Below are 13,134 nucleotides of genomic sequence, written 5' to 3' on the forward strand. Positions count from 1 at the left end.
CCGGCCCTCCCGGGTCACCCCCCACCGAGAGGACGCACCCGTGCGCAGAACACGACACCTGCTCCTCGGCCTGGCGCTCGCCGCCGGCCTGCTGACCGCCGCGCCGCCGACGGCCGCCGCCGAAGCCGCACCACGGGCGGAGGCGTACACCTGGAAGAACGTCCGCATCGACGGCGGCGGCTTCGTCCCCGGCATCGTCTTCAACCGCGCCGAGAAGAACCTCGCCTACGCCCGCACCGACATCGGCGGCGCCTACCGCTGGCAGCAGTCCACCAAGACGTGGACCCCGCTGCTCGACCACATCGGCTGGGACGACTGGGGCCACACCGGCGTCGTCAGCCTCGCCACCGACTCCGTCGACCCGAACCGCGTGTACGCCGCCGTCGGCACGTACACCAACAGCTGGGACCCCGGCAACGGCGCCGTCCTGCGCTCCACCGACCGCGGCGCCACCTGGCGCAAGGCCGACCTGCCCTTCAAGCTCGGCGGCAACATGCCCGGGCGCGGCATGGGCGAGCGCCTCGCCGTCGACCCGCACCGGAACAGCGTCCTCTACCTGGGCGCGCCCAGCGGCAAGGGCCTGTGGCGCTCCACCGACTCCGGTGCCACGTGGTCCCAGGTCACCGCCTTCCCCAACCCCGGCAACTACGCCCAGGACCCGAGCGACACCAGCGGCTACGCCTCCGACAACCAGGGCATCGTGTGGGTCACCTTCGACGAGACCACCGGCACGCCCGGCACCGCCACCAAGACGGTCTACGTCGGCGTCGCCGACAAGGAGAACGCCGTCTACCGCTCCACGGACGCCGGTGCGACCTGGACCCGGCTGCCCGGCCAGCCGACCGGCCTCCTCGCCCACAAGGGCGTCCTCGACACCGCCAACGGCCACCTCTACCTCGCCTACAGCGACACAGGCGGCCCGTACGACGGCTCCAAGGGCGCGGTGTGGCGGTACGACACCAAGGCGGGCGGCGGCACGGGCGCCTGGAAGGACGTCACCCCCGCGGCCGACGCGTACTACGGCTTCAGCGGCCTGTCCGTCGACCGGCAGAAGCCCGGCACCGTGATGGTGAGCGGCTACAGCTCCTGGTGGCCCGACACGCAGATCTTCCGCACCACCGACAGCGGCGCGAGCTGGACGCGGGCCTGGGACTTCACCTCGTACCCCGACCGCTCCCACCGCTACACCATGGACGTCTCCTCCTCCCCGTGGCTGACCTGGGGCGCCAACCCCGCACCGCCCGAACAGACGCCGAAGCTCGGCTGGATGACGGAGGCCCTCGAAATCGACCCCTTCGACTCCCAGCGGATGATGTACGGCACCGGCGCCACGATCTACGGCACCGAGAACCTCGGCCAGTGGGACACCGGTGGCAAGATCACCATCAAGCCGATGGTGCAGGGCCTGGAGGAGACCGCCGTCCTGGACCTCGCGTCCCCGCCCTCCGGCGCGCCCCTGATCAGCGCCCTCGGTGACATCGGCGGCTTCCGCCACACGGACCTGACCAAGGTGCCGTCGATGATGTTCACCTCACCGAACTTCACCTCCACCACGAGCGTCGACTACGCCGAGACCAAGCCCGACGTCGTCGTACGCGCCGGAAACCTCGACGGCGGCCCGCGCGTCGCCTTCTCCACCGACAACGGCGCCCACTGGTTCCCCGGCACCGAGCCCTCCGGCGTCACCGGCGGCGGCACCGTCGCGGCCGCCGCGGACGGCAGCCGCTTCGTGTGGAGCCCGGACGGCGCGGGCGTCCACACCGCCTCCGGCTTCGGCACCTCCTGGACCGCCTCGCAGGGCGTCCCGGCGGGCGCGGTCGTCGAGTCCGACCGCGTCGACCCGAAGACGTTCTACGGCTTCAAGGGCGGGGTCTTCTACGTCAGTACGGACGGCGGCGCCACCTTCACCGCGTCCAAGGCGACGGGCCTGCCGGCCGAGGGGAACGTCCGCTTCAAGGCCGTCCCCGGCCGCGGCGGCGACATCTGGCTGGCGGGCGGCGACCCCGACGGCGCCTACGGCCTGTGGCACTCCACCGACCGCGGCACCACCTTCACCAAGATCCAGGGCGTCGACCAGGCCGACACCATCGGCTTCGGCAAGGCCGCCCCCGGCGCCTCGTACCCGGCGCTCTACGCCGGCGCCAAGGTGGGCGGCGTACGCGGCGTCTTCCGGTCCACGGACGCGGGCGCGAGCTGGGTGCGCATCAACGACGACGCCCATCAGTGGGGCTGGACCGGCGCCGCCATCACCGGCGACCCGCGCGTCTACGGGCGGGTGTACGTGTCGACCAACGGCCGCGGCATCATCTACGGCGACACCGCCCAGCCCTCCGACGGAGGGGGCGCCTGCCTCGCGACGTACAAGGTCACCGGCCAGTGGCAGGGCGGCTTCCAGGCCGAGGTGACGCTGAAGAACACGGGTGCGGCGGCGTGGAGTTCCTGGTCGGCCGGCTGGACCTTCCCCGGAGACCAGCGGGTCACCCAGATGTGGAACGCCACCCACACCCAGACCGGCGCGGCCGTCGCGGTGCGGAACACCGCCTGGAACGGCCGTGTCCCGCCGGGCGGTTCGGCCACCTTCGGCCTCAGCGGCTCGTGGTCGGGGACGAACCCGCTCCCGACCACCGTGTCCTGTACGGCTACGGCTACGGCTACGGCTGAGGGTACGGCGGCGGGGCGGTGATCAGCGCCCGGGCCGGCCGGTCAGCGGCGGCGCACGTAGTCCAGGTCGTCCCGGGCGCTCGGCAGATCCGTGTGCCCCTGCGACCAGTGGTTGACCCATCCGCACACGCCGCACGCGTAACGGCCGGTCAGCCCCGCGATCCGGGTGCCGCACCGCTCGCAGTCGGTCTCGGTGATCTCGGGCATGGGCCCACCCGGCCATCGGCGGCGGGCCGTTGCGGGCTCTGACCGACGGTCGGCCGTCGGGCGGTTCGTCATGCCCGCAGGCTACCCGCGCGGGCTCAGGCGGGGCTTTCGGGCACGTAACGCGGCGCCTCGTCGTCCGGGGTCTCCGGGCTGCCGAAGTGGAACGGAACCCCCAGGTGGGCGGCCAGCTCCCTGCCGACGCGGTCGGCGGCCACGGCCGACGGGTGGAGCCCGCCGACGTCCTCGCCGCCGAGGTGCCGTACGGCCGTGCCCCGGTAGAGGGTGGCGAGCGGGTGCTCGCCGACCGGGCCGGCGGTGAGGGCCAGCAGCTCCACGAACCAGTCGTGGACGGTGTCGCCGTCCCACACGGCCTCGATCGCCACGATACGGCCGGGCGCCCCGGCGGCCAGGGCGGCCAGGGACTCCAGGTCGAGCGGGCTGTCGGGGGTGCGGGCGACCCGGTCGCCGTGGTGGACGTACCGGGCGTGGACCACGAGTTCGGCCTCGTGGAGGCCCATCCCGTGGGCGCGGCCGGCGGCGAAGACGACGCGGAGGGCCCGCATGCGCGCGTCCTGCAGGACGTGGCCGTCGGCCTGCTCCCGGATGCCGGCCGGGAGCAGGCCCCACCACGCGGACGCGGTGGCGTCGCTCATTCCTTGCCGAGCTTCCACTGCCCGGTCTCGTCGGAGAAGCCCGAGTTCATCGCGAACTGCACGGAGGCGAGCTTCGACGCCTTGGGCACTTCGAACACGACCCAGCCGAGCACCTTTTCGCCGGGCGGCACATTGGCGTCGGAGGTCATGGACGGCCCGGCGCTGATGTCGGCGAGGGTGGTGCCGAACCGCTGCCCGTCGGCGTCGGCGACCTGGGCGCCGTTCCCGGGGCTGTCCGCGTAGACCTTGGTGCCGGTGTTGACCAGCTCGAACTGCGCGCCGACCCACCGGCTGCCGTCCTGGGGCTTGAAGAACTCGTCCTTAGGCTGGGCCGGGTCCACGATCTTCTTGAGGGTGACGGCGAGCTGCTCGCCGTCCTCCATGCCCTTGAGGGTGATCGTGCCGCCGACCTTCGCGGCGCTCGGCTTGTCGGCCTTGGGCTTGTCCGCCGGCGCCGCGCCCGTGGCGGTCTGGTCGGCGGAGGCCTTGACCTCCGGCCCGCTGCCGCCGGACTGCGGGCCGCCGCAGGCGGTGAGCGCGCCCAGGCAGACGAGGGCGGTCAGGGTGATGGTGGTGCGTCGCATGGTCCCCCCAGCGTTGATCGTGATCAGAGAGCCATCATGCGCCGCGTGGAGCGTATGCGGAGCCATCGCGACCGTTTCGTGACGGGAGGCCGGGTGCGGGATCGGTGGCGAGGAGCGGCCGGAGGGCCCCCAGCAGGGCGCCCGTGCAGCTGTCCCGCAGTTCGTCGCGGGTGCAGGTCTCCGTCGTGAGCCAGTCGACGCAGAGGACCTGGACGAACACCAGCCAGCTCTTCAGGACGGCCGACACGGCTGCCCGTACGCCGTCGTCGGCGAGCGCGAGGACGTCGAGCAGCCGGGCCCGCAGGACGTCCAGCTCGTTGGTCATGATGGTCTGGATCACCGGATCGCCGGCGAGTACGCGGTTGGCCGCGAGGACGGCGTTGCGGTTGGCGACGAAGTAGTCGAGGTGGACGTCGAGACCGGCGGTGAGCTGCTCCACCAGGTCGCCGGCCGGATCGAGCGGGACCTGTTCCAACAGCCGGTCGGCCGCCTGCTGGTAGACGGCCGCGAAGAGGTCGCGCTTGCTCGCGAAGTGACGGTACAGCAGCGCACGGGAGACACCGGCGTGCTCGGCGACGTCCTCCATCAGCACGTCGTCGTACGGGGAGGCGGCGAAGAGCCGGGCGGCGACGGCGAGGAGCTGGGCGCGGCGCTCGGTGGGGCTGAGTCGTTGGCGTGGGGACACCACCGCAGGTTAGTTGACACACGTCTACCGGTGGCGCTCTAGTAGATGCGTGTCTACTAGAGGGGGTGGGGCGCTCATGGCGAGGACTCTCCGATGGCTCGCCTGGGTGATGGGGGTCGCGTGCGTGGCGATCGGACTCCTGCACGTGGCGCTCGGGAACGCGGCGGTACCGGGCGTGGGCCCGGCCGGTGCGACCGTCGACAGCCTGCAGCGCTTCTTCGGCGCGATCTTCGCGGGGTACGGGCTCGCCTGGCTCTGGGCGGTCCGGCAGTCGCCGATCCCGGCGACGGCGGTGCGCTGGCTGGCCGGAGTGTTCCTGCTGGGCGCGGTCGGGCGGCTGCTCTCCTTCGCCGCTCACGGGTGGCCACACCCGTTCCAGGTGGTCCTCACGGTGATCGAGCTGGTGATGCCGCCGCTGTACTTCTGGCTGGCGGACGCGGAGGAGAAGGCGGTCCTCAACGGGACGGCGCGCGCGGCCGGCGTATGACGACGTATGACGGAAAGCAAACAGGCCGTCGACCTGCTTTCGCAGGTCGACGGCCTGTTCATCAAGGGTGAGTAACGGGACTCGAACCAGCTGTGCGGGCGCGGCGTCCCCGAACGCGGGCATCAGCCGTATGCGGTGCCGTGACTGTGCTGTCTTCCGGGATTGCGCGGGCGGCCAGGATGACGCCGCTGTTGATGCGGCTGCGCCGTCCGATGGCGACTCCAGGACCGAGGGTGATGTTGGTGCCCATCTGGACACCGTCGCCGATCAGCCCTCCGAACCGGGTTGTCCCACATCGGTACAGCGGCCCTTCCGCTGTCCGGAGGAAGACCTCCCGGTCCGGCCTCGTCATGTCAGCGCTCATGCAGGCCGTGACTTCGCAGTTGAATCCGACGCTGGCGCCCGCAGCCAGGAAGGAGCCCTTGCGGACCGTGGTGAACTCGTGGATCCGGACGTAGGGGCCCACGATGACGTCGTCCCCCACGATCGCCGTGGGGTGGATGGAGGCGGTGGGATGGATCCGCTCGTCCTCGACCTTGGCGAGCGCCTCGCGGTGGATCCGGGGCCAGTCCGCGAGGAATGCCGCAAGGTCGTACGCTGCCAGATCGCCGTACGGCGTCTCGGCGGCGCGACCGGTGGTTGCGCTCCGGACATAGTCTCCGAGCGGAATGACCGACATGTTCCCTGCCTTTCGGGATGCTCTCCGGCGGCTGGCCGAGCGGTAGCATCGCCGCTCTGTTGGCCGCCGAGGAGAGGACTGTGGACGTGACACGACCGCGCGTGGGCGTCGCTGTGCTGACGATGGGCAATCGGCCCGACGAGCTGCGGTTGCTGCTCGACTCCGTCGCCATGCAGGATGAGCAGCCCACGATGACGGTCGTGGTAGGCAACGGCTCCTGCCTACCGCCGCTGCCCGCTGGGGTGACCGCGGTGGAACTTCCCCAGAACCTCGGGGTTTCCGGTGGCAGGAACGCCGCCTTGGACGTGCTGCGCGACTCCGGGGTCGTCGACGTGGTCGTGGACCTGGACGACGACGGGCTGCTCGTCGATCCCGGTGTCCTGCGCCGTATCGCCGACCTCCATCAGGACGACCCTCGGCTGGGCATCGTCAGCTTCCGCATCGCCGACGAGACCGGCTTCACCGCCCGCCGGCACATTCCGCGCCTGCGCGCGAAGGACCCGATGCGCCGCGGGTACGTGACCACGTTCCTGGGCGGGGGGCACAGCCTGTCCATGCGCATGCTGAACGAGACCGGCGGCTGGCCGGACGAGTTCTTTTTCACCCACGAGGAAACCGACCTGGCGTGGCGAGCGCTGGATCGCGGCTGGCGGATCCTGTACGACCCGCAGCTGCTGTTGCAGCACCCGCGTACGAGCCCCGCACGCCACGCGGTCTACTACCGCATGACCGCCCGCAACCGCGTCTGGCTCGCCCGCCGGCACCTGCCCGCCCTCCTCGTTCCGGTGTACCTGACCGTCTGGGCCGCGCTCACTCTCGCTCGGGACCGCTCGGTCACCGGCTTGCGCGCGTGGTGGGCGGGCTTCGCCGAGGGACTGCGCACCCCTTGTGGACGGAGGCGGCCGATGCGATGGCGCACGGTGTGGCGCATGACCCGCCTCGGCCGGCCTCCGATCGTCTAGGCGCCGGCGCGGCTTTGTTCCCGGAGCCACTCCGGGATGGCCGCAGGCGTGTGCCGTAGCCACCTGCCGTAACGGGCGACCCCGTCGGCCACTGTGATGGTCGGCTTCCAGCCGAGTACGGCCGCTCCTCCGGTGACGAGCACAGTCCGGTCTTCCAGACCGCTGAGAGGGGCATGCCGATGTCGCACAGGGACTCCTTGTATTGGGGGTCTACTGCGTCGGGGGAGGTGGGTGCAGAGGGTGCTACGGGACTAGAGGCGGTAACCGCGGAGGGTGAGTGGCTCCAGCCGGACGCGGAGGATGCCGGGGTCCGTCAGCACCCCGTCTCCGGTGGGCGCGTACAGCCATCTGCGGCCGCGTCCGGTCATGCCGGGCGCCGGACAGAGCAGCGCGCCGCCGCGACCCGCGCACACGGTGCCGCGCAGCTCGTCCCACTCCTCGGCCGCACCCGCCGGTACGAGGAACTCGACGGTCTGGCGCGGCCGGCAGTACAGCACGGGCCCGAGCGCTACGGGCGCGTTGGCGAGCTCGTTCAGGGCCCGCATGCCGAGGGAGTCGGTGGCGCGCAGGACGTCGAACCGTACGCCGAGCGGTACTTCGGCGAGGCCGTCGGGGCTGTCGGCCCACTGGGTCAGGATGATCGACGGAGGGTCCATGACGGAGGCGACCCACATCGCACCGGGGGCGGGGCCCGACGGCGCCGCGGGCAGGGTCACGCGGTTCACCGCTCACCCTCCGGTGCCGTGGGCTTCAGCACCTCGTACAGCGGGATCCTGCTGCGGTCCTCAGCGCACGCTCGGTGGGCGAACAGGTGTTGTCCACCAGCCTCGGTGGCGGTGACGCGGACGCACACGTCCGCTTCGGGTTCCAAGCAGTACACACACGGTCTCACGGGTCGCTCCCCGTCGGGTCAGGGCGTATCTGACAGAAAGGCAGGTGGCCATCGTGACGGCGTCCAACATCCTCTTAAAGGCCACTCGGAGGACCCTTAGAGGACATATAGGGGACTTCGCCTCACCCGGTTCGGAATCTACGCTGGAGCCAGCCACACCGCCGGAGGACTCCATGGCCCGTACGCCTGGAAACACGAAGCTCAAGGCGGCCCGCGTCGCCGCCGGCTACGCAACACAGCAGGCCCTCGCCGACGCCCTCAACGCCGCAGGGCCGCAACTTGGGTTGGGCCACCTTGATGTGAGCGTGCGCCAGGTGCGACGGTGGGAGTCCGATGCACCGCCCTGGCCTCAGGCCCACTACCAGCGCGTGCTCTGCCAGGTACTGGGCATGACGATGGAGCAGCTTGGGTTCACGCCCACGTGGGGGGCTGCCGACGGAGCTGCACCAGCCGGACCGCCGATCGCACCGTCGGCCGGAGGCCTCGCTGCTCCGGCGGCCCTGCCGCTTCCGGGTGGCGCAGACGGACACCAGCCCGCCAGCGCGGCGGCCGACTACGCCGTGATCACAGCGGCGCACAGGCGCCTGTACTGGACCATGCAGCCCGCACACATGCACCCCACTGTGGTGGAGCACGCACGCCTCGGTACCGCCCTGATGGCGGAGACCACCGGCGGTGCCCGCATCACCCTGGCCCGGGCGCTCGCGGAGAGCAGCCTCATGGCGGGGCGTATCGAGTTCTTCGACCTGCAAGACGCGGAGGCGGCTGCCGACACGTATGTCCGGGCGCTCCAGGCGGCCGGTGAGGCCAACGACTCCCTCCTCGGGGCCGCCATCCTGGCGCACACCGCGTTCATCCCGGGTTGGGTTGGCGAGCGGGTCCGCGCGCAGGAGCGGATGCGGGCCGCGCGCTCCTACGCGCGGCGCGGCCGCGCAGGCGCGGAGTTCCTCGCCTGGCTGGACGCGGTCGAGGCCGAGTGCGAGACCCGATGCGGAAACCCGCGCACAGCACTGAACCTTCTTGGGCACGCCGAGGATGTCCTGGCAGCGGGGAGCGACCCTGGCGCGGCCGCCACCCCGGAGTGGATGGACTGGTTCAGCCCCGTGCGACTGGCGGCGTTCAAGGGGAACACGCAGATCCGGGCTGGCCACTACGTGCAGGCACGGGCGACCCTGCTCGCGGTACTGGATGATCTTCCCGCCACCGCAGGCAAGCAGCGAGCCGTCGTACTGGGCGACCTGGCCGCCGTAGCCGCCGCTGAGCGCAAGCCGGAGGAAGCGTGCGACTGGGCCATGCAGGCCCTCGACCAGCTGTCGGCCACGTGGTACGCCACCGGAATGGACCGCGTCCGGGACGTGCGGACCGCACTCCAGCCCTGGAACGGCCACCCGCGGGTGACCGAGTTGGACGACGCGATGTTCGGCTGGCGGGCGACCGTCAGCGCTCTGCAGCGTTGATCTTGGCGATCCGCTCGGAGAGCTCGGTGAGGCTGTCGATCCGCATAGTCGGCAGTTGCACCGCTTCCTCGGTGCGCCACTGGATATGGGCCCACGGACCACGGCGGATGAGCGCGGTGCGCATTCCCGCGGCGCGGGCGGGCTTTACGTCGTTGTCCATCCGGTCGCCGACGTAGAGGATCTCCTCGGGGTCGGCGGGCACCGCGTCCGCGACCCGAACGAAGAACTCGGGATCGGGCTTGCTCGTCCCCCAGTCGTCCGAGGTGCCGATCAGGTCGACGTCGCCGGTGAAGAGCTGCCGCAGGATGCCGCCGGCCCGTACGGTCTGGTTGCCCGCGATCCCGAGCCACAGTCCGTCAGCGCGGAGGTCCGCCAGCGCGGGGCGCACGTCGGAGTAGAGGTCCTCCTCGCCGAAGTGCTCCGGCTGCCCTGCCGCAGCCCGCGCCTCGCGCTCGGCGTAGAGGTCGAAGCCCGGCCGGAACTCCTGGAAGGTCTCCCGGTAGTCGCGGCCTTGCGCGATAACGGCGCCGAACATCGCGGCGAAGGTGTGACGTGGAACACCGAGCCAGTCGGCCCACGTTCCGTACTCCCGCGTCTCGTCCACCAGGCACTCGCCGACGTCGAAGACCACTGCGCGAATCATGCTCGGCAGCGTAGACGGCTGCCGAGCATGACGAAAGCACCCCCTGCGCTCCCCGAGGGAGCCGCCGATGGGCCGGGGCACCGCTCTCGCCGTCGGCCCCGTCCAGGCCGTCCCTTCCCGGGCTCGCGACCTTGTTCCCGCGCTGCTCCCACTAGGCCGAGCATGACGAAGGGCTGACCTGTTTCCACAGGTCAGCCCTTGATCAATCAGGGTGAGTAACGGGACTCGAACCCGCGACATCCTGGACCACAACCAGGTGCTCTACCAGCTGAGCTATACCCACCACGACCGGTCTTTGTTTTTTCCCGACCGGCCGAGAAAAAGTGTACAGGGTCCGAGAGGGTGCTCGCTCCCGCCTTTCGTGTGGCGGCTCCGCGCGGGTGTCAGGCGGCCGGTTCGGTGGGCAGGACGTGGCGGGACGCGATGGCGCGGGCGGTCTCGGAGTCCGGGCCGGGCTGGGGGACGAAGATCGCCTCGCGGTAGTAGCGGAGCTCGGCGATGGACTCGCGGATGTCGGCGAGCGCGCGGTGGTTGCCGCTCTTCTCCGGACTGTTGAAGTACGCCCTCGGGTACCAGCGGCGGGCCAGCTCCTTGACCGAGGAGACATCGACGATCCGGTAGTGGAGGTAGTCCTCCAGCGTCGGCATGTCGCGCAGCAGGAAGCCGCGGTCCGTGGAGACGGAGTTGCCGCACAGGGGCGCCTTGCCGGGCTCCTTCACGTACTCGCGTACGTACGCCAGAACCTGCTCCTCGGCCTCGGCGAGGGTGGTGCCGGCGGCGAGCTCGTCGAGGAGGCCGGAGGCCGTGTGCATCTGGCGCACCACCTCGGGCATGGTCTCCAGCGCGGCGTCCGGCGGGCGGATCACGATGTCCACGCCGTCGCCGAGTACGTTCAGTTCCGAGTCGGTGACCAGCGCGGCCACCTCGATGAGTGCGTCGTCCGTCAGCGAGAGCCCGGTCATCTCGCAGTCGATCCACACCATGCGGTCGTTCATGCGTCCTACCTTAGATGGGCCGCGCCGGAGGGGGTGTGGTCGTGCACCCCCTCCGCCGCGGCCCATCGTCACGGTGCGCTGCGCTGGCCCGGCAGGGCCACGTGCTGTCTGCCCGGCTCCCCGGGGCCTCCCGGGCGTCTGGCGCCCGGCAGGACCGCCTCCACGACCGCCTGCGGCGGCGGAGCGGAGGAGGCCGCGGTGTCGCCCTGCGGCCGCCGGGCCCGGTAGGCGGCCCGGTACGCGGCCGGCGACGAGCCCAGCTGGCGCCGGAAGTGGCCGCGCAGGGCCACGGGCGAGCGGAAGCCGCAGCGGCCCGCCACCTCGTCGACCGAGTAGTCGGACGTCTCCAGCAGCCGCTGGGCCTGGAGCACCCGCTGGGTGATCAGCCACTGCAGCGGCGCCGAGCCCGTCAGTGAACGGAACCGCCGGTCGAAGGTCCGCCGGCTCATGTACGCGCGGGCGGCGAGCGTCTCCACGTCGAACTGCTCATGGAGGTGCTCCAGCGCCCACGCGACCACCTCGGCCAGCGGGTCCGAGCCGATCTCCTCGGGCAGCGAGCGGTCCAGATAGCGCTCCTGGCCGCCGCTGCGCCGCGGTGGCACCACCAGCCGCCGGGCCAGCGCCCCGGCGGCCTCGGCCCCGTGGTCCGTCCGCACGATGTGCAGACAGAGATCGATTCCGGCCGCCGTGCCGGCGGACGTCAGTACGTCGCCGTCGTCGACGAAGAGCTCCCGCGGGTCCACATGGACCGACGGGTAGCGCTTCGCGAGCGTCGGCGCGTACATCCAGTGCGTGGTCGCCGGGCGGCCATCGAGTAAACCGGCCGCCGCGAGCACGAAGGCACCGGTGCACAGCCCGACGATGCGGGCGCCTTCCTCGTGCGCGCGGCGCAGCGCGTCGAGCGCCTCGGGCGGTGGCGGCGATGTGATCGAGCGCCACGCCGGTACGACGACGGTGCCGGCCCTGCTGATGGCCTCCAGGCCATACGGTGCGGAGAGTTCCAGTCCCCCTGTGGTCCGCAGGGGTCCTTCCTCGCCCGCACAGACCAGCAGCCTGTAGCGGGGCACTCCGGCGTCCTGGCGGTCAATCCCGAACACGGAGAGAGGAATGGAACTCTCGAAGATGGGGCCGCCGCTGAACAGCAGCACCGCGACGACCTCGCGACGACGGCGTCCGGACAGTTTGCGTCCGTTCTCCGGTGCGGCGGAGTCCTGGCTCATGACGCTAAGCCCCCCTCGGTGTTCGCGTCTCCTAGGTCCTGTCGCTCCTGCACGTTTCCCCTCGGTTTTGCACGAGTCCCCAGTCTTCGATACTCATGATCGAATCTACTGTGTCCCGTGGCGCCGCAGTGACAAGTTCCGCATCCGGGACTATGTCGACAAGGCAACTTGGCGCGAAGCATTCGATCACGAAGGCTTCCACTCCCGAGGCCCGCAGGGAAGTGCGCCTCACGTGCATGGCCCATCCGCGTAGGGTTCCCGCGACCCCGTCGCGGCTTTCTTCCCTGGTGACAAGGGGGTTGGCAGGCCATTTTGGCAAGGACTCGCCACCTCCCCGAAGTTGGCTGAAAACCAACGGGCGCAGGTGTGCGAAACCCTCAGTCCGCGGGCGTACACCGTCCCCCGTGACGGCCTCCCCGGTGCGCCCCCGCCCCCGTACGCGTACCCGTGCGCGTGCCCGTGCGGGAGTGACGGGCCCGGTACGGCGCGTACGGCTCCGCGGGCACGCGGGCGGCGAGCCGCTCCGAGCGGCGCAGCAGCGCCCGGCAGGCGGCGGTCACGGCCGCCAGGCCCAGCGCGGTGGTGACCGCGCCGCCGAGGGAGGTTCCGTTGACGACGAGGACCACGGGGACCAGGGCGCAGCTGAAGGCGGCCCAGCGCACCACCTCGCCCGCCGACTCGGAGGCTCCGGGCGCGGTCGGGGGAACGGGCGGGGGGACGGGCACGAGGGGCTCCCTGGGCGGCGCGGCGGCGGGGTGGACGTGTGGGCCAACGACGGGCCGCAGCTCGGGTCACTGCGCGCGCACGGGGCGTGCGGGCGGCACGGACGGGTGTCCGCGAGGTCACCCGCCGGTCACGTTCCGTGTCCGAAGGGCGCCTGTACGGCACAACCGGCATTGCCATCCTGGGCGGGCTCGGGCATGCTCCCTGGAACGCCTGTGAGCGCCGTGGGCAGGGCGGCGGGCACTGGGCAGGGCAGGAGTGTCGCCGTACCCTTGGGGGTATGGGG

General features: G+C 71.4%; 14 protein-coding genes and 1 tRNA gene. 4 read left to right on the forward strand and 11 right to left on the reverse strand.

What is annotated here, in order from left to right:
- Nucleotides 1-40 precede the first annotated feature (40 nt).
- Nucleotides 41-2,683: a cellulose binding domain-containing protein gene (locus tag ACZ42X_RS18175; RefSeq protein ID WP_468290632.1), complete on the forward strand. Its 2,643-nt coding sequence runs from the start codon at nucleotides 41-43 to the stop codon at nucleotides 2,681-2,683.
- A gap of 20 nt (nucleotides 2,684-2,703) precedes the next feature.
- Here ACZ42X_RS18175 and ACZ42X_RS18180 read toward each other — a convergent pair whose 3' ends face one another.
- From ACZ42X_RS18180 to ACZ42X_RS18195, 4 genes are all read right to left on the reverse strand, one after another.
- Nucleotides 2,704-2,868 carry a hypothetical protein gene (locus ACZ42X_RS18180; protein ID WP_361423031.1) on the reverse strand — a complete coding sequence of 55 codons (165 nt, stop codon included), beginning with the start codon at nucleotides 2,866-2,868 and terminating at the stop codon, nucleotides 2,704-2,706.
- Between the two features lie 95 nt (nucleotides 2,869-2,963).
- Nucleotides 2,964-3,521: a hypothetical protein gene (locus tag ACZ42X_RS18185; protein ID WP_468290636.1), complete on the reverse strand. Its 558-nt coding sequence runs from the start codon at nucleotides 3,519-3,521 to the stop codon at nucleotides 2,964-2,966.
- Nucleotides 3,518-4,105 (reverse strand): DUF4352 domain-containing protein, encoded by a 588-nt coding sequence (locus tag ACZ42X_RS18190; RefSeq protein WP_468290638.1) that lies wholly within the window; start codon nucleotides 4,103-4,105, stop codon nucleotides 3,518-3,520. The genes ACZ42X_RS18185 and ACZ42X_RS18190 overlap by 4 nt, the downstream gene beginning before the upstream one ends.
- 34 nt (nucleotides 4,106-4,139) lie before the next feature.
- On the reverse strand, nucleotides 4,140-4,790 hold the full coding sequence (locus tag ACZ42X_RS18195; RefSeq protein ID WP_468290640.1) for a TetR/AcrR family transcriptional regulator: 651 nt from the start codon (nucleotides 4,788-4,790) through the stop codon (nucleotides 4,140-4,142).
- 76 nt (nucleotides 4,791-4,866) lie between these two features.
- Here ACZ42X_RS18195 and ACZ42X_RS18200 point away from each other — a divergent pair, with 76 nt between their 5' ends.
- Nucleotides 4,867-5,277: a DUF4345 domain-containing protein gene (locus tag ACZ42X_RS18200; protein ID WP_468290642.1), complete on the forward strand. Its 411-nt coding sequence runs from the start codon at nucleotides 4,867-4,869 to the stop codon at nucleotides 5,275-5,277.
- 61 nt (nucleotides 5,278-5,338) lie between these two features.
- Here ACZ42X_RS18200 and ACZ42X_RS18205 read toward each other — a convergent pair whose 3' ends face one another.
- On the reverse strand, nucleotides 5,339-5,956 hold the full coding sequence (locus ACZ42X_RS18205) for a transferase (protein WP_468290644.1): 618 nt from the start codon (nucleotides 5,954-5,956) through the stop codon (nucleotides 5,339-5,341).
- An 86-nt stretch (nucleotides 5,957-6,042) separates the two neighbouring features.
- On the opposite strand from ACZ42X_RS18205, the gene ACZ42X_RS18210 reads away from it, so the two are divergent.
- The gene (locus tag ACZ42X_RS18210) at nucleotides 6,043-6,918 is read left to right on the forward strand and encodes a glycosyltransferase family 2 protein (RefSeq protein ID WP_468291209.1); all 876 of its coding nucleotides are present in this window, start codon (nucleotides 6,043-6,045) and stop codon (nucleotides 6,916-6,918) included.
- A 251-nt stretch (nucleotides 6,919-7,169) separates the two neighbouring features.
- Here ACZ42X_RS18210 and ACZ42X_RS18215 read toward each other — a convergent pair whose 3' ends face one another.
- Complete coding sequence (locus ACZ42X_RS18215; protein ID WP_468290647.1) at nucleotides 7,170-7,643, reverse strand: hypothetical protein; 474 nt, start codon at nucleotides 7,641-7,643, stop codon at nucleotides 7,170-7,172.
- Between the two features lie 340 nt (nucleotides 7,644-7,983).
- On the opposite strand from ACZ42X_RS18215, the gene ACZ42X_RS18220 reads away from it, so the two are divergent.
- Nucleotides 7,984-9,267: a transcriptional regulator gene (locus ACZ42X_RS18220; protein WP_468290650.1), complete on the forward strand. Its 1,284-nt coding sequence runs from the start codon at nucleotides 7,984-7,986 to the stop codon at nucleotides 9,265-9,267.
- Here the strand turns inward: ACZ42X_RS18220 and ACZ42X_RS18225 are convergent.
- The 5 genes from ACZ42X_RS18225 to ACZ42X_RS18245 form a co-directional block, all read right to left on the reverse strand.
- Entirely contained in the window at nucleotides 9,248-9,910 is a 663-nt protein-coding gene (locus ACZ42X_RS18225; protein ID WP_468290653.1) for an HAD family hydrolase, read from the reverse strand. The genes ACZ42X_RS18220 and ACZ42X_RS18225 overlap by 20 nt on opposite strands.
- Nucleotides 9,911-10,120: 210 nt before the next feature.
- Nucleotides 10,121-10,193, reverse strand: a tRNA-His gene (locus tag ACZ42X_RS18230).
- A 100-nt stretch (nucleotides 10,194-10,293) separates the two neighbouring features.
- Nucleotides 10,294-10,905: an oligoribonuclease gene (gene orn / locus ACZ42X_RS18235; protein ID WP_468290656.1), complete on the reverse strand. Its 612-nt coding sequence runs from the start codon at nucleotides 10,903-10,905 to the stop codon at nucleotides 10,294-10,296.
- Between the two features lie 68 nt (nucleotides 10,906-10,973).
- A complete protein-coding gene (locus ACZ42X_RS18240) occupies nucleotides 10,974-12,125 on the reverse strand; it encodes a helix-turn-helix domain-containing protein (protein WP_468290659.1) in 1,152 nt (383 codons plus the stop codon).
- A 377-nt stretch (nucleotides 12,126-12,502) separates the two neighbouring features.
- The gene (locus tag ACZ42X_RS18245; protein ID WP_468290662.1) at nucleotides 12,503-12,850 is read right to left on the reverse strand and encodes a hypothetical protein; all 348 of its coding nucleotides are present in this window, start codon (nucleotides 12,848-12,850) and stop codon (nucleotides 12,503-12,505) included.
- Nucleotides 12,851-13,134: the final 284 nt, after the last annotated feature.

The sequence above is a fragment of the Streptomyces sp. NPDC030862 genome (assembly GCF_055571835.1).